The sequence below is a fragment of the Rhodococcus sp. 114MFTsu3.1 genome, from assembly GCF_000383555.1.
Classification (GTDB): domain Bacteria; phylum Actinomycetota; class Actinomycetes; order Mycobacteriales; family Mycobacteriaceae; genus Rhodococcoides; species Rhodococcoides fascians_E.
The window spans coordinates 225,938-241,451 of the sequence record NZ_KB911552.1; the positions used below are offsets into that span (position 1 = coordinate 225,938).

Annotated in this window: 15 protein-coding genes; 11 read left to right on the top strand and 4 right to left on the bottom strand. The window is 65.7% G+C overall.

Annotated elements, in window-relative coordinates:
* Positions 1–4: 4 nt before the first annotated feature.
* Complete coding sequence (locus H292_RS0117245; RefSeq protein ID WP_019666220.1) at positions 5–982, bottom strand: Gfo/Idh/MocA family oxidoreductase; 978 nt, start codon at positions 980–982, stop codon at positions 5–7.
* Positions 983–1,042: 60 nt separating this feature from the next.
* On the opposite strand from H292_RS0117245, the gene H292_RS0117250 reads away from it, so the two are divergent.
* On the top strand, positions 1,043–2,071 hold the full coding sequence (locus H292_RS0117250) for a Gfo/Idh/MocA family protein (protein ID WP_020112186.1): 1,029 nt from the start codon (positions 1,043–1,045) through the stop codon (positions 2,069–2,071).
* 18 nt (positions 2,072–2,089) lie between these two features.
* Here the strand turns inward: H292_RS0117250 and H292_RS0117255 are convergent, their stop codons facing one another.
* Entirely contained in the window at positions 2,090–3,112 is a 1,023-nt protein-coding gene (locus H292_RS0117255) for a LacI family DNA-binding transcriptional regulator (RefSeq protein WP_027498887.1), read from the bottom strand.
* Between the two features lie 104 nt (positions 3,113–3,216).
* On the opposite strand from H292_RS0117255, the gene H292_RS0117260 reads away from it, so the two are divergent.
* From H292_RS0117260 to H292_RS0117270, 3 genes are read left to right on the top strand one after another with little or no spacing between them, the layout of a single operon-like run.
* Entirely contained in the window at positions 3,217–4,224 is a 1,008-nt protein-coding gene (locus tag H292_RS0117260; RefSeq protein ID WP_020112188.1) for a Gfo/Idh/MocA family protein, read from the top strand.
* Positions 4,221–5,117: a sugar phosphate isomerase/epimerase family protein gene (locus H292_RS0117265; RefSeq protein ID WP_020112189.1), complete on the top strand. Its 897-nt coding sequence runs from the start codon at positions 4,221–4,223 to the stop codon at positions 5,115–5,117. The genes H292_RS0117260 and H292_RS0117265 overlap by 4 nt, the downstream gene beginning before the upstream one ends.
* A gap of 3 nt (positions 5,118–5,120) precedes the next feature.
* A complete protein-coding gene (locus H292_RS0117270) occupies positions 5,121–6,101 on the top strand; it encodes a Gfo/Idh/MocA family protein (RefSeq protein WP_020112190.1) in 981 nt (326 codons plus the stop codon).
* An 18-nt stretch (positions 6,102–6,119) separates the two neighbouring features.
* Here the strand turns inward: H292_RS0117270 and H292_RS0117275 are convergent, their stop codons facing one another.
* Positions 6,120–7,274 carry a Gfo/Idh/MocA family protein gene (locus tag H292_RS0117275; protein ID WP_020112191.1) on the bottom strand — a complete coding sequence of 385 codons (1,155 nt, stop codon included), beginning with the start codon at positions 7,272–7,274 and terminating at the stop codon, positions 6,120–6,122.
* 211 nt (positions 7,275–7,485) lie between these two features.
* Between H292_RS0117275 and H292_RS0117280 the strand changes: the two genes are divergently transcribed.
* Positions 7,486–8,484, top strand: coding sequence for a LacI family DNA-binding transcriptional regulator (locus H292_RS0117280; RefSeq protein ID WP_020112192.1), 999 nt, complete (start codon positions 7,486–7,488; stop codon positions 8,482–8,484).
* Positions 8,485–8,488: 4 nt separating this feature from the next.
* Here H292_RS0117280 and H292_RS0117285 read toward each other — a convergent pair whose 3' ends face one another.
* Positions 8,489–9,238, bottom strand: a complete 750-nt coding sequence (locus tag H292_RS0117285) for a GntR family transcriptional regulator (protein ID WP_026347972.1) — start codon at positions 9,236–9,238, stop codon at positions 8,489–8,491.
* Between the two features lie 257 nt (positions 9,239–9,495).
* Here H292_RS0117285 and iolC point away from each other — a divergent pair, with 257 nt between their 5' ends.
* The 6 genes from iolC to H292_RS0117315 all read left to right on the top strand — a co-directional run.
* Positions 9,496–10,497: a 5-dehydro-2-deoxygluconokinase gene (gene iolC / locus H292_RS0117290; RefSeq protein WP_019666229.1), complete on the top strand. Its 1,002-nt coding sequence runs from the start codon at positions 9,496–9,498 to the stop codon at positions 10,495–10,497.
* A complete protein-coding gene (locus H292_RS0117295; protein ID WP_020112193.1) occupies positions 10,490–11,392 on the top strand; it encodes a Cgl0159 family (beta/alpha)8-fold protein in 903 nt (300 codons plus the stop codon). Before iolC ends, H292_RS0117295 begins: the two co-directional genes overlap by 8 nt.
* A 4-nt stretch (positions 11,393–11,396) precedes the next feature.
* Positions 11,397–12,278 carry a 5-deoxy-glucuronate isomerase gene (gene iolB, locus H292_RS0117300; RefSeq protein WP_020112194.1) on the top strand — a complete coding sequence of 294 codons (882 nt, stop codon included), beginning with the start codon at positions 11,397–11,399 and terminating at the stop codon, positions 12,276–12,278.
* On the top strand, positions 12,275–14,233 hold the full coding sequence (iolD, locus tag H292_RS0117305; RefSeq protein ID WP_020112195.1) for a 3D-(3,5/4)-trihydroxycyclohexane-1,2-dione acylhydrolase (decyclizing): 1,959 nt from the start codon (positions 12,275–12,277) through the stop codon (positions 14,231–14,233). The genes iolB and iolD overlap by 4 nt, the downstream gene beginning before the upstream one ends.
* A 24-nt stretch (positions 14,234–14,257) precedes the next feature.
* Positions 14,258–15,130 carry a sugar phosphate isomerase/epimerase family protein gene (locus H292_RS0117310; protein WP_019666233.1) on the top strand — a complete coding sequence of 291 codons (873 nt, stop codon included), beginning with the start codon at positions 14,258–14,260 and terminating at the stop codon, positions 15,128–15,130.
* A gap of 27 nt (positions 15,131–15,157) precedes the next feature.
* On the top strand, positions 15,158–15,514 hold a 357-nt coding region (locus H292_RS0117315), incomplete at its 3' end, for an aldehyde dehydrogenase family protein (RefSeq protein ID WP_155949800.1).

The following is a 15,514-nucleotide window of genomic DNA, read 5'->3' on the forward strand; positions in this document are numbered from 1 at the left end:
TCGATCAGTATTCGACGGTGACCGTTCGGCCGCCCTCGTTCATCGATACCACGAGTGCGTCGGCGACGAGACCGGCGCGCAGGCCCGCGTCGGCGTCGGCGAGGGTGGAGGCGCGGCCTTCCTCGATCGAATCGACCCATTCCTGGAGTTCGAGTCGGTAGGCCTCGGCGTAGCGGGGAACCCAGTCGAGGGGGTATTCGATGGAGCGCTTGAGTTCGCTGTCGACGATGACGTGTGCCGGGATGGCGAACTGCGCGATCCCTTCTTCCCCGACGATCTCGCATCGCGTGTCGTAACCGTACCGTGCGTTCACGAACAGTTCGACGGTCATGAGAACGTCGGATTCGGTGCGCAGCAGCATGATCTGGGGGTCCTGACGAACTCCCGAGTACTTGCTGGTGCGTCCCGCATGCCAGCTGACCTCGGTGATGGGTGAGCCGAGCAGCCACGGCATGATGTCGAGCTCGTGGATCGCGGAGTTGGTGATGGTCGCGGCGGAGTCGCCGGGACCGGCCACCACGTTGCGGCTGATGCAGTGCGCAACGAGGGTGTCGCCGATCCGCTCGGGTGCCGCTGCGCGCTTGAGTTCGTTGTACGCGGGGTCGAATCGGCGCATGAACCCGACGGTGATGAGGTTGCGGTCGCCCTGTGCGGCGATGATCTCGCGGCACAGGTCGGCCGTCGGCGCGAGGGGCTTCTCGCACAGGACCGGCTTGCCCGCTGCGAGCGCGGCGTGCACGAGCTCGGCGTGGGTGGAGTCGTGCGACGCCACGACGATCGCGTCGACCGAGTCGCTGGCGATGAGCTCGAAGCCGTCGGCCGCCACGTCTGCGGCCTTCAGCTCTGCGGCGACGGTCTTGGCCCGGTCGGTGTCGAAATCGGCGACTGCCGACACCTCCGCACCCGAGATCGATCCGTTGATCTTGCGAGCGTGATCGGCACCCATGACGCCGACTCCGATGATTCCAACGCGTACAGTCATGTGCTGAGTATTACATCCTGATGTCCTAACAAACTACCCTTCGACAGAACAGGTTTGCCGATGACTTCGCTACCCGTCTCCACCGTGCCGAATCCGAACGAGGCACCGGTACTGCGTTGGGGCATTCTCGGTCCGGGCTGGATCGCGGACCGCTTCGCCGAATCGCTGGCGAAGAACTCGACTCAGCAGGTCGTGGCCGTGGCCTCCCGAAGCGAAGATCGAGCAGCGGAATTCGCCGGGCGCCACTCCCTGCCGAAGTCCTACGGAAGCTACGACGCTCTGCTCGCCGATCCGGACATCGACGTCGTCTACATCGCGACGCCGCACACCGAACACCACACGAACGCGCTGGCGTCGATAGCCGCAGGCAAGCACGTGCTCGTCGAGAAGCCACTTGCCGTCGATGCAACTCGCGCCGCCGAGATCGGTGCAGCCGCCGCCGAAGCAGGCGTGTTCGTAGGCGAAGCCATGTGGACGAAGTTCCTGCCGAAGTTCGACGTACTCCGGCAGATCGTCGACAGCGGCGTGCTCGGCCCGATCCGGACGGTCCTGGTGGACCACGGCGAGTACTTCACCACCGACCACCGCATCTACGACCCGGCACTGGCAGGCGGCCCGTTGCTGGACCTCGGCACCTACGACGCATCGTTCATCCACACGATCCTGGGTGCGCCCGAGTCCATCACCGCCGTCGGCCAGCCCGCGAACGACGAACTGAACGGCCAGGTCTCCGCCGTGCTGACCCACACCGGCGGCAACCATTCGGTCATGAACACCACGATCCTGAGCAACACCCCGACGTCGGCGACGATCTGTGGCCGCGACGGAACGCTGACGGTCGAGGGCCCGTTCTTCATGCCGGGATCCTTCACCGTGACCCTCCGCGACGGCGAGACCCTCGAGTACCGCGAGGACAAGGGCGTGCAGGTGGACGGTCTCCACTACGCAGCCGTCGATGCTGCCCGCGCGATCGGCGAAGGACGCCTCGAATCGTCGGTGCACACGATCGAGGACGCCGTGCAGACGTTGGCGATCATCGACTCGATTCGCGGACAGCTGGGCATCACCGACGGCCCGTTCGCCCGGTAACGACGCGCGCCGGAGCCCTCAGCGCACAGCCGGGGTGTTGAACCTCGTCACGATCTGGATCGGAGACGGCTCGGCCGCGACGCCGTCGACGGCACCTGCGGCCTGCATCAGCAGGCGGCAGGCCGTCCTGGCGTCGGCGCGCAGGTCGTGGTGCAGCACGGCCGACAAGGCTCCGGAGCGCAGCAGCGGCCGGTTGTCGCCGTCGAGGTCGTGTGCGACGAACACCCGGCACCTCCTGCCCGCCCGTTCGAACGCCCGGACCGCGCCGGTGTTGCCGCCGCCGATGGAGTACACGGCCTCGATGTCCGGGTACTCCGCGAGCGCGTCCGAGACCCGTTCCTCCACCGTCGAGTCGAGCCCCTCACTGTCGGATATCTCGACGACGCGTCTGCCGGAGTCCAACGCCCGCAACCTGCTGCGGAACCCGATCTCCCTCTCCCCCTCGTTCCTGAAGATGTTGCTGGTCAACAAGATCAGTACCGAGGACTGCGCGTCGCCCAGCCAGGAGTCGACCAGGTAGGCCGCGGTGGATCCCGCCGCCCGATTGTCGATGCCGACGTAGCCGAGCCGCGCGCTGCTCGGCACGTCGGTCACGTACGTCACGACGGGAATACCGAGTGCCACGAGCCGGTCGACCGCCTCCACCACCTCGGGGTCGTCCGGCGCCTTGACGATGACACCGTGCGATCCGCGCGCGGTGAACCGGCCCAGCGTGTCCACCATCTCGGTCACCGATTCGGTCTCCCGGAAGTGGAACCGGCACCGAACCACGGCGGGCGAGAGCATCGGCAGTTCCGCCTCCAGCGCCGCCCTGAATTCCGCCGAGAAGCGCGCGGGTGTCTGCATGACGACGTCGAACAGAAACTTCCTGCCGTTCAGACGAAGCTGTGACCGCTGTTTGTCCAGGTCGGAAATCGCTTGCTGCACTTCCGCTCTGGTAGCACTGCGCACCCCCGGCCGCTCGTGAAGTACGCGGTCGACGGTGGCGCGACTGAGCCCGGCTTGCTGGGCGATCTCACTGACCTTGTAGCGATGCGTCACGACCATCCTCTGAGGCGTTTTTGATGCGTTCCGACGGTTGATCCTACGCCTCGATCTGAGTCACACTCGAGGTCTACATTTCTCCTGCAGAAAGACCACCACAGATGGGCGTAACCGTCGGCGTCATCGGCCTTGGCCGGATCGGCGCATTTCACACCGACACACTGAGCACGCTCGCCGGGGTCGACGGACTCGTCGTCACCGACGAGCGCCCCGCCGTCACGGAGGCAGTCGCCTCGAAGTTCGGCGCCACCTCGGTCGACAGCGCTGAGGCATTGTTGAAGTCCGGAGTCGACGGAGTTGTCGTCGCTGCGGCAACTCCGGCACATGCTTCGCTCGTACTCGCCTGCGTCGACGCCGGCATCCCCGTGTTCTGCGAGAAGCCGATCGCCGCCACCCCCGGCGAGAGCCTTGCCGTCGTCCAGGGCATCGAGTCGTCGGGCGTCCAGGTGCAGATCGGCTACAACCGCCGGTTCGCACCGGCGTTCGCCGCGGCCAAGAACGCTGTTGCGTCGGGCGATCTCGGATGGCTGCACACCGTCCGCTCGACCACTCTCGATCCTGCGCCCCCGCCGCTCGACTATGTCGCGGTCTCGGGGGGCATCTTCCGTGACTGCAGCGTCCACGACTTCGACATCGTCCGGTGGATCGTCGGCCACGAGGTCACCGAGGTGTACGCGGCCGGGTCCAACCAGGGCGACCCGAAGTTCACCGAGTACGGCGACGTCGATACCGCCACGACGACGCTCACGTTCGAGAACGGAACGATCGGCGTCGTCTCGAACACCCGCTACAACGCGCGCGGATACGACTGCCGCCTAGAGGTGCACGGATCGAACGACGCCGTCGTCGCCGGCTGGGACCAGCAGGTTCCGGTGCGCAACCTCGAATCCGGTGCGACGTTCCCAGGTGGGACGCCTCACTCGTTCTTCATGGACCGCTTCACCTCGGCATACCAGGCCGAGCTCGGCGCGTTCGTCGACGTGATCTCCGGACGCATCGAATCCCCCTGCACCGCACGCGATGCGCTCGAAGTGGCCTACATCGCCGAGGCGGCCACCCTGTCCCTGCAACAGCACCGACCGGTGCGAATCGACGAGGTACGACTGTGACAACGACACACACCGACATCCGAATCGCCGGCGCGCCCATCTCCTGGGGCGTCTGCGAAGTTCCCGGCTGGGGATACCAGATCGACTCCCAGCGCGTCCTGACCGAGATGCGCGACGCCGGATTGACCGCCACCGAGGTCGGACCCGAAGGGTTCCTGCCCGCCGATCCCGACGAGCTGGCCGCAACCCTGGACAAGTACGACCTGAAATCCGTCGGCGGTTTCGCACCCGTGCTGCTGCATCACGCCCACCACGACCCGGTGCCCGGCATCGCCCCCCTGCTCGACGCGTTCGTCGCCTCCCGCGCCGAAGTACTCGTCCTCGCGGCAGCCACCGGCAGCGACGGCTACGACTCACGCCCCGAACTCGACGACGCACAGTGGAACACACTGCTCGGCAACCTCGATCGACTCCAAGCCGCTGCCGCGGAACGGGGCATCCGCGCCGTGCTTCACCCGCACGTCGGAACGATGATCGAACAGCGCGACGAGGTGCTGCGCGTGCTCGACGGCTCCTCGATCCCACTGTGCCTCGACACCGGCCACCTTCTCATCGGCGGAACGAACCCGCTCGAACTGGTGGAGGCCTACGCGTCGCGCATCACCCATGCACACCTCAAGGACGTCGACGCAGCGCTCGCCGGGCGCGTGCAAGCCGGTGAATTGACCTACACCGAAGCCGTCGCGCAGGGCATGTACACGCCACTCGGAACGGGCGACGTCGACATCGCGAAGGTGGTGAACGAGCTGCTCGACGCCGGTTTCGACGGCTGGTTCGTGCTCGAGCAGGACACCATTCTCGCCGAGGAGCCTGCCGGCGCCGGTCCTGTGAGCGACGTCATTTCCAGCGTCGCCTACCTTCGGAGCGTCGTGGAGGCCCGGGTACCGTCCTGAGACGTGAATCAACTCAGGGTCGGCGTCCTCGGTGCATCTCGAATCGCCGAGGAAGCAATCGTCGAGCCCGCCATCGCCCTCGGACACCGCCTCGTCGCGTGCGCTGCGCGTGACAAGGCGCGTGCCGAGGCGTTCGGTGACAAGTACGGATTCGAGCGCGTGCTCGAGTCCTACCAGGACGTCGTCGACGACCCGGACGTCGACGTCGTCTACAACCCACTGGCAAATTCGCTGCATGCTCCGTGGAATCTGGCTGCGATCCGTGCGGGCAAATCGGTATTGACCGAGAAACCGTTCTCGCGCGATCGTGAGGAGGCCGTCCGGGTCTCCGCTGCGGCGGACGCCGCGAACATCGTTGTCATGGAAGGGTTTCACTACCTCTTCCACCCCGTGACGCAGCGGATCTTCCAACTCGTCGCCGACGGCACGCTGGGCGAACTGCGCCACGTCGAGGTCGAGATGCGTATGCCCGCACCCGAGCCCGATGATCTTCGGTGGTCACTCGACCTCGCCGGCGGCGTCATGATGGACCTCGGGTGCTACGGGCTGCACGTTCTGCGCCACCTCGGTGCCTACGCGGGCGGCGAACCGACCGTTCGCGAGGCACGCGCCGTCGAACGGCACCCGGGAGTCGACGAATCGTTCGACGCGAACGTCGAATTCCCCAGCGGCGCAACAGGTGCAACCCTGAACTCGATGACGGACCCGGACTATCTGTTCACCCTGCGCGTCACCGGATCCAGGGGCGAAGCGTTCGCGCACAACTACATCAAGCCCAGCACCGACGACCGCGTGAGCATCACCGTCGGAAACACCACCAGTACCGAGCATCTGGGAACCCGCTCGTCGTACTTGTATCAGCTCGAGGCGTTCGCGCGTCACCTGCAGCACGGAACCGAGCTTCCGATGGGCCCCGGCGACGCCGTCGCGAACATGGCGATGGTCGACGACGCCTACCGGGCCGCAGGAATGTCGCCCCGCTAACGGGGCGACATCTCGGCATCACGCCCCTGGCGTCACCCAGCTGCCCGAAGCAACCGACTGCGTCATCGCGTCGAGCACCTCGGCGCTACGAACGGCGTCCCACACCGTCGCACCGGCGGGCTTGCCGTCTGCAATCGACTGGAGGAACCGCTTGGCCTCGATGATCTTGAGATCGTCGTAGCCCATCGACGAGGCCGAACCCGGTTGGAACGCACCGTATTCACCGTGCTTGGGACCGACGTACACCGTCTGGACGGACTGATCCTGGTACTTGTCTCCGACGCTCAGCCCGAGTTCACCCAGCCGGCGGAAGTCCCAGAAGACAGCGCCCTTGGTGCCGTGGATCTCGAAGCCGTACGCGTTCTGCTCCCCTACCGACACTCGGCTCGCCTCGAGCGTTGCGCGGGCACCCGACGCGAGCCGGATCTGGCTCGAGACATAATCCTCGTTCTCCACCGGACCCAGCTCCCCGCCCGTGGCGAGCGCATGTCCACTGGTCGCGCCGGTCGGCTTGGCGCGCTGCGGGACGAACACCGCGGTGTCGGCAACGAGGGACTCGATGTCTCCCAGCAGGTACCAGAGCAGGTCGGCACCGTGCGAGGCAAGGTCACCGAGGACGCCGTTGCCGCCGCGCGCCCGCTCGAAGCGCCAGCTCAGTGCACCGTCCGGGTGTGCGGCGTAGTCGCTGAAGAATCGGAAACGCGCGTGGGTGACGGTTCCGATCTCACCCGCGGCAATGAGCGCCTTCGCTTCCTCGACCGCGGGCGCGTTGCGGTAGTTGAAGCCGACGGCCGTCTGCACGCCCGCCTTGTCCGCCGCGACGGCGACTGCGCGCGCATCGTCGGACGACAATCCCACGGGCTTCTCGATCCAGATGTGCTTGCCCGCCTCGACCATGGCGGTGCCGATGGTGCGATGCAGGAAATTCGGGGCCGTGATCGACACTGCACCGATGGTCGAATCGTTCTCGATGTCGTGCCAGTCGGTGGTGGCGTCGGCGAAACCGAACTGCGCAGCGGCTTCCTCGGCGCGCCCGGGAACCTCGTCCGCGACGGATGCCAACACGGGCGTCAGCGCCAGATCCGGGTAGTGATGCCGGACGCGGGCGTAGGCCTGGGTGTGCACCCGGCCCATCCAGCCGAATCCGGCAACTCCGACGCGAATGTTCTGCACTGAGCTCACGAGCTGTTCTCCTGACGTTTACGTGAGTGGGAATGTAGGCCCGGGCCTATATTCCCACTCACGTGAAGGGGACGGTGGCGAATGGACGCCAGCTTTGGACCGGTCCAATCTATGTAAAGTGTGAACCACGCAGGACGGTCGAGTCAACACCGAACTGCTAGCGTTCACCCGGACCACCGGGATACGAGGAGAGGACGGCGCAGTGAGCAGGCCGACCATCCGCACCGTGGCAGCCCACGCAGGCGTGTCCAAATCGCTTGTCTCGCTCGTCCTCCGCGGATCCAGCTCGGTCAGCGACGAGAAACGCGCCGCTGTGGAACACGCCATCACCGAGCTCGGCTACCGCCCCAACCTGAGCGCCCGCAGCCTGACCCAACGCCGTACCGACATCGTCGGCGTTCTTCTCAACGACCTACGCAACCCCTGGTTCGTCGACTGCCTCGAAGGCATGAACTCGGTTCTGCAAGAACAGGACCTGAAGATGTTCCTCGCCGACGGCAGGCTGGACCGCAGCTCCGATTCGTCCTTCGTCCGAAGCTTCATGGATCTGCGCCTCGACGGCCTCGCGCTCGTCGGCACCCGGACACCGACCCCCACGATCCTCGAGGCGGCTCGCACCATTCCGACGGTCGTGGTCGCCAGCCGCGATCTGGATCTGCCCGGCGTGGACGTCGTCGCGAACGACGATGCGATGGGCACCGCACTCGCGATCGATCACCTCGTCGCACTCGGGCACACCCGAATCGCTCATCTCGCCGGAACCGGTGCAGTCGCGAACATTCGGGCCGCCAGTTACCACGCTGCCATGGCCGAGCACGGACTGGACCGGTTCGCCTCGGTCGTCCCGAGCGGTATGACCGAGGACGACGGGTACGCCGCCGCGTCGGCGATTCTGGACGGTACCGACGCACCGTCGGCAATCTTCGCCGTCAACGACATCGTGGCCATCGGCGCGATGACGGCCTGCAAGGAACGGCAGATCTCCGTGCCCGAGGACATTTCCATCGTCGGCTACGACAACACCTCGCTTGCCGGACTGCGGCACGTGTGGCTCACCAGCGTGGACAACGCCACCTACGAACTGGGGCGGCTGGCGGCTACAGCGCTGGTCGGCCGAATCTCGGACGCCGCCGCACCGGGCACGCTCACCCTCATCCCCCCGAGCCTGCAGGTTCGGGGTTCGACAGCGGCGCCGCGCTGACGTACTACCGGTCGACTACCGTGGTGTCGAAGTAGTACCGCGACGCCCGATAGGCGTGCGATCCGAACTCGACGACACTGCCGGAGTCGTCGAACGCGGTGCGGTGCATCGTGAGGAGCGGGGCCTTGTACTTCTCGTCCAGCAGCAGCGCCTCGTCGCGGTCCGCGGCCTTGGCGCCGATGCGCTGGCGAGCGAGCCGGATGTGCACTCCACGCGTCCGCAGCGACTGGTAGAGACCGTGCGTCTCGAGTTCGTCCGGGTCGGGAGCGATGGCAGTGGGCAGATGGTTGGTCATCAGCGCCAGCGGCTCGCCGTTGGTACTTCTGAGTCGCCGAATGGTCGTGACCTCGGTGTCGTCGGAGATGTTGAGCTCACGCGCGACCTCGTCCGTCGCGATACCGACGTGATAGTCGAGAAGCTTGGTGGATGGGCTCTGGCCTGCGCGGGCCAGGTCGTCGAACAGGCTCGTCAGCTCGACGGGGCGGTGCACCGGACTCTGCACGACCTGGGTCCCGACGCCACGCTTGCGTACGAGCAGGCCTTTGTCGACCAGCTCCTGGATGGCGCGGCGGGTGGTCGGACGGGACAGGTTCAGCCGTTTGGCCAGGGCCAGTTCGTTCTCGAACCGGTCCCCCGGAGCCAATTGCCCACCGAGAATCGCGGCTTCGATCGCCTGCGCGAGCTGGAAGTAGAGAGGTACCGGGCTGCCCCTGTCGAGCTCGACGGACAAGGGCGTGGCGACCGACGACCCCATGGGGGGCGTGCCGGTTTCGCCTGCGGACACGTTGGACGCAGTCACAGTCCAGCTCTCCATATCTCCTCGAAGGGCGAGCAGATCCACGCCCAGCTTGATCGAGAGTGTAGGCGAACACTAACATCGGCATGACTGGAAGTAAGAATGTCAGGACAAAGTATTGACATGACGCTGTGGTCTGAAGCACAGTAATAGCAGACAGGCTTTCCTGCGTAGCACCTCGCATGTTGTGTCCCCAATACCCTCTGGAGTCGATCTTGACCACCTCAGCCGATGCGAACACCACGGCCTTCGACGTCCTCGCCATCGGGCGCAGCGGCGTCGACATCTACCCCCTGCAGACCGGAGTCGGACTGGAACAGGTCGAGACCTTCGGCAAGTTCCTCGGCGGTAGCGCAGCGAACGTCACCGTCGCCGCAGCACGCCTGGGCAACAAGTCGGCTCTGATCTCGGGCGTCGGCAACGATCCGTTCGGCCGGTACGTCGCAGGCGAACTGGCCCGACTCGGTGTCGACAATCGCTTCGTCGTCACCGACTCGCAGTACGCGACACCGGTCACCTTCTGCGAGATCTTCCCGCCCGACGACTTTCCGCTGTACTTCTACCGCAAGCCGTCCGCACCCGACCTGCAGATCCGACCCGAAGACATCGACGTCGAAGCCGTGAAGAACGCACGCCTCTACTGGTCCACCGTCACCGGACTGTCGGAGGAGCCGAGCCGCAGCGCGCACTTCGCCGCCTGGGAAGCACGCGGCCGGGCACCACTGACGGTCCTCGACCTCGACTACCGGCCGATGTTCTGGGAAACCACCGCAGCCGCAACCGAACAGGTCCAGAAGGCGCTCCAGCACGTCACCGTCGCCGTCGGGAACAAGGAAGAGTGCGAGGTGGCCGTCGGCGAGACGGACCCGCACAAGGCCGCCGACGCCCTCCTCGACCTCGGTGTCGAGCTCGCGATCGTCAAGATGGGCCCGAAGGGCGTCATGGGCAAGACCCGATCGGAAACCGTCACCGTTCCCCCCAACTTCGTCGACGTCGTCAACGGCCTCGGCGCAGGAGACAGCTTCGGCGGCTCGCTGTGCCACGGACTGCTCGGTGGCTGGCCGCTCGAGAAGATCCTCCGATATGGAAACGCTGCAGGCGCCATCGTCGCCTCGCGGCTCGAGTGCTCCACCGCAATGCCCACCGCGGCCGAGGTCGCCGCTCTCGCAGAAGATTCCGCCACAGAAGAGAAGAAGACCGAGGCCGCCAATGTCTGAGACCACTTTGACCCCTGCACCTGCAGCGTCCAGCTACGCCGAAATTGCAGCCATTCGTGCGAGCGACCCGCAGGCCATCGAACGAGCATGGGCAACCCGCGCCACGCGTGAGACCATCCGCGGAAACGGCCGGCTCATGATCGTCGCCGCCGACCACCCCGCCCGCGGCGCACTGTCGGTCGGATCCAACATGACCGCGATGAACAGCCGCACCGAGCTGCTCGACCGTCTGCGCACCGCACTGGAGAACCCCGGCGTCGACGGTGTCCTCGCCTCCTCGGAGATCTTGGACGACCTGGTGCTCCTCGGCGCACTCGAGGACAAGGTCGTCTTCTCGTCGATGAACCGTGGCGGGCTCGCGGGCGCATCGTTCGAACTGGACGACCGTATGACGGGCGCCACCGCAGCATCCACCGCCAAGGCCCGGATGAACGGCGCGAAGATGCTCACCCGCATCGCCCTGGACGATCCGGGAACACTGGAGACGATGACCGCCTGCGCCCAGGCGATCGACGAGCTCGCCGAGCGTCAGCTCATCGCCATGGTCGAGCCGTTCCTGTCCAGCCGCGTCGAAGGCCGCGTCAAGAACGATCTCAGTGCCGACGCCGTCATCAAGTCCATTCACATCACGCAGGGCCTCGGTTCGACGTCCGCCTACACGTGGATGAAGCTCCCCGTCGTCGACGAGATGGAGCGCGTCATGGACGCCACGACGCTCCCCACGCTGCTTCTGGGTGGAGATCCTCAGACCGCACCGGAGGAGACGTACGCGAGCTGGGCCAAGGCGCTCGAGATCCCGGCCGTCCGTGGTCTGATCGTCGGACGCACCCTGCTGTACCCCCAGGACGGCGATGTCGCAGGCGCCGTTGCCACCGCTGTGAACATGGTGAGGTGAGTCGATGAATTCCGAGTACTACATCGCAGCTGGATCCGGTAGCAAGGACGGCTTCGACGTCGCCGTGACGCCCGAGTCCGCAGGCTGGACGGAATCGAGTCTCTGGACTGTGACACTGGCAGCCGGTCAGTCGATCGATCTGAGTTCCGGCCCCGACGAGATCATGGTCGTTCCGCTGTCCGGATCGGCCACCGTCACCAGTGAGGGAACCAAGTTCGACCTCGCCGGCCGTGCGTCGGTGTTCGACGGCCCGTCCGACTTCGCGTACGTCGGCAAGGACTCGGCGTACACCCTCGAAAGCCGCGACGGCGGACGCTTCGCACTGTGCGGCGCCCGCGCCGAGAAGAAGCTTCCGTTCCGCTACGTCCCCGCAGCCGACATCTCTGTGGAACTGCGCGGCGCAGGAAACTGCAGCCGGCAGGTTCACAACTTCGGCACCGCCGACACCTTCGAAGCCGACTCGCTCATCGCGTGCGAGGTCATCACCCCCGGTGGCAACTGGTCGTCCTACCCGGGCCACAAGCACGACGAGAACACCGAGCACGAGTCCGCCCTCGAGGAGATCTACTACTTCGAGATCGCACCGGGCCCCGATAGCAGCAACGGTTTCGGTTACCACCGCGTCTACGGAACCCCGGCACGTCCCATCGAGGTCCTCGAAGAGGTCCGTACCGGAGACGTCGTCCTCGTTCCGCACGGCTACCACGGCCCGTCCGTCGCTGCACCGGGTTACCACATGTACTACCTGAACGTCATGGCCGGTCCGGGCCGCGAACGGGCATGGAACATCGTCGACGACCCCGAGCACACCTGGATCCGCGGCACCTGGGCAGACCAGGCCGTCGATCCTCGCCTTCCCCTCAACTCCGCATCGACAGGAGCATGACCGTGGTGTCCACCGCACCGATTTCGGCGAGCAAGACCGAAAACACCGAAGGCACGGTACATCTCACCGTGTCCCAGGCAACCGTGAAGTTCCTGGCGAACCAGTACGTCGAGCGTGACGGCGTGCGCACCAAGTTCTTCGCAGGCGCGTTCGGCATCTTCGGACACGGCAACGTGGCCGGCCTCGGCCAGGCGCTTCTGCAGGCCGAGATCGACGCCGTCGAAGCCGGCACCGAGCCGGAACTCCCCTACGTCCTGGGACGCAACGAGCAGGCGATGGTGCACAGCGCCGTCGCCTACGCACGGCAGAAGGATCGTCTCCAGGCGTGGGCCGTCACGGCCAGCGTCGGACCCGGCTCGACGAACATGCTGACCGGCGCTGCTCTGGCGACGATCAACCGCCTGCCGGTCCTGCTGCTGCCTGCCGACACGTTCGCCACCCGCGCGAGCGCCCCGGTGCTGCAGGAACTGGAGCTGCCGTCGAGCGGCGACGTCACGGTCAACGACTCGTTCAAGCCTCTCTCCCGCTACTTCGACCGCGTGTGGCGCCCGGAGCAGTTGCCCGGCGCACTGCTCGGTGCAATGCGCGTGCTCACCGATCCCGTCGAGACCGGTGCCGCCACCGTCGCCATCCCGCAGGACGTTCAGGCCGAGGCATTCGACTGGCCGGAGTCGCTGTTCGCGCCGCGTACCTGGCACGTCGCACGCCCGCTGCCCGAGAAGTCCGTGATCTCGCGAGCGGCCGAGGTAATCCGCACCGCGAAGAAGCCGCTGATCGTCGCGGGCGGCGGCGTGATCTACTCCGGCGCCACCGATGCACTCGCTGCACTGTGCGAGAAGACCGGCATTCCGGTCGGCCAGAGCCAGGCAGGCAAGGGCTCGCTGAAGTACGACCACCCGCAGTCCGTCGGCGCTCTCGGATCCACCGGCACCACCGCTGCCAACGCGCTGGCCACCGACGCCGACGTCATCATCGGGATCGGTACGCGCTACAGCGATTTCACCTCTGCATCGCGCACCGCGTTCAACAACCCCGATGTTCGGTTCGTCAACATCAACGTCGCGTCGATCGACTCGGTCAAGCAGGGCGGCATCTCCGTCGTCTCCGACGCTCGCGAGGCCCTGGAGGCGTTGATCGACGCCATCGGCGACTACGAGGTTCCCGCCGAGTACCGCACTCTCGTCTCCGAGCTCACTCAGCAGTGGGACGACACGGTTTCCTCGGTCTACAAGATCGAGGATTCCACCGCACCTCTGAACCAGAACCAGGTCATCGGCCTCGCGAACACGCTGTCCGACCCGCGCGACGTCGTCGTCTGCGCAGCAGGCTCGATGCCCGGAGATCTCCACAAGCTCTGGCGCACAAGGGATTCCAAGGGATACCACGTCGAGTACGGCTTCTCGTGCATGGGCTACGAGGTGGCGGGCGGCATCGGCGCCAAGATGGCCGAGCCCGACCGCGACGTGTTCATCATGGTCGGTGACGGCTCCTACCTCATGATGGCGACCGAACTGGTCACCGCCGTGCAGGAAGGCGTCAAGGTCATCATGATCCTGGTGCAGAACCACGGGTTCGCGTCGATCGGATCGTTGTCGGAATCGCTCGGTTCCCAGCGCTTCGGCACCGACTACCGCTACCGCGCCGAGAACGGACGACTGCAGGGCGGCATTCTGCCGGTCGACCTCGCTGCCAATGCAGCCAGCCTCGGTGTCGACGTGGTGCGCGTGAACAACGGCAACGAGTTCACCGACGCGGTCAAGGCCGCCAAGGCGAGCGAAACGTCCACCGTCATCCATGTGGAGACCGATCCGCTGATCGCGGCACCGGACTCCGAATCGTGGTGGGACGTACCGGTCAGCGCGACCTCGACTCTCGAATCGACACAGACCGCGTACGCCACCTACGAGAAGTGGAAGAAGATCCAGCGCCCCTTCCTCCGCCCGTCCGGCAACTGACAACACTAGGACCAAGCCGACACCATGAAGATCGCACTCGATCCCACCCCGTTCCATCACGATTTCTCGCTGCTGGAGCTGCCCCGCGTCGTAGCCGACCTCGGCTACGAGTACCTGCAGCTGACCCCGCACGTCGACATGATCCCGTTCTACAACCACCCGAAGGCCGACGACGACCTGGTCGCCAAGTTCAAGAAGGCCTGCAAGGATGCCGGCGTCGGCATCGCCTCCGTGCTCCCCGTGTTGCGCTGGGCAGGCCCGGACGAGGATGCGCGCGAGGCCGCAGTTCGGTACTGGAAGCGAGCCATTCAGATCACCGTCGACCTCGGCGTGAACGTCATGAACACCGAGTTCAGCGGACGCCCGGAGAAGGCGGAGGAATCCGAGCGAGCGTTCTACCGCTCGATGGAGGAACTGGTTCCGATCGTCGAACGTGAAGGTATCGACGTTCGCATCGACCCGCACCCCGACGATTTCGTCGAAGACGGACAGGCTGCCATCCGGGTCATCCGCGGCATCAACTCCAAGAACTTCGGCATGGTCGTCGTCGCGTGCCACCAGTTCCACATGGGTGGCGATCTGCCCGGAATCTTCGAGACCGCAGGCGATCTCGTTCGTCTGGTGCACGTCGCGGACACGATGGACCACCACCGCTCGCACGGGCTTCGCTACATCACGAACCCGCCCGGAAATGCAGTGCGCGTTCACCAGCACCTCAAGATCGGGGATGGCGACGTCAACTGGGACGAGTTCTTCGGCGGCCTGAGCAAGCTCGGGTTCTACGACAAGGACAACACCGTCATGGTCTCCAGCGTGTTCGGCGAGAACGAGAACGCCGACGAAGTGTCGCGTTACCAGCTGAAGACCATCAACGACTACATCGCACGGCACCGCTGACATCAGTTACAAAGGACAAGGACACTCATGAGCAACGTAATCGGACACTGGGTGGACGGTAAGCCGTTCGCTGGTACCTCCACCACCACCGCACCGGTCACCAACCCCGCCACCGGCGAGGTCACCGGCCAGCTCGCACTCGCCAACCTCGGCGACGCACGCACCGTCATCGACGCCGCCGCAGCCGCCTTCCCCGCCTGGCGCGACACCTCCCTCGCCAAACGCACCCAAATCCTCTTCAACTTCCGCGAACTACTCAACAAGAAAAAAGGCGAACTCGCCGAAATCATCACCGCCGAACACGGCAAAGTCCTCTCCGACGCCCTCGGCGAAATCTCCCGCGGCCAAGAAGTCGTCGAATTCGCCTGCGGCATCCCCCACCTC

What these genes read in the sequence shown, in the direction of transcription:
- H292_RS0117260 (WP_020112188.1), top strand. Translation starts at nt 3,217, where the DNA reads ATGGGCGTAACCGTCGGCGTCATCGGCCTTGGCCGGATCGGCGCATTT.
- H292_RS0117285 (WP_026347972.1), bottom strand. Translation starts at nt 9,238, where the DNA reads ATGGGGTCGTCGGTCGCCACGCCCTTGTCCGTCGAGCTCGACAGGGGC.
- H292_RS0117250 (WP_020112186.1), top strand. Translation starts at nt 1,043, where the DNA reads ATGACTTCGCTACCCGTCTCCACCGTGCCGAATCCGAACGAGGCACCG.
- H292_RS0117295 (WP_020112193.1), top strand. Translation starts at nt 10,490, where the DNA reads ATGTCTGAGACCACTTTGACCCCTGCACCTGCAGCGTCCAGCTACGCC.
- H292_RS0117245 (WP_019666220.1), bottom strand. Translation starts at nt 982, where the DNA reads ATGACTGTACGCGTTGGAATCATCGGAGTCGGCGTCATGGGTGCCGAT.
- H292_RS0117310 (WP_019666233.1), top strand. Translation starts at nt 14,258, where the DNA reads ATGAAGATCGCACTCGATCCCACCCCGTTCCATCACGATTTCTCGCTG.
- iolD (WP_020112195.1), top strand. Translation starts at nt 12,275, where the DNA reads ATGACCGTGGTGTCCACCGCACCGATTTCGGCGAGCAAGACCGAAAAC.
- iolB (WP_020112194.1), top strand. Translation starts at nt 11,397, where the DNA reads ATGAATTCCGAGTACTACATCGCAGCTGGATCCGGTAGCAAGGACGGC.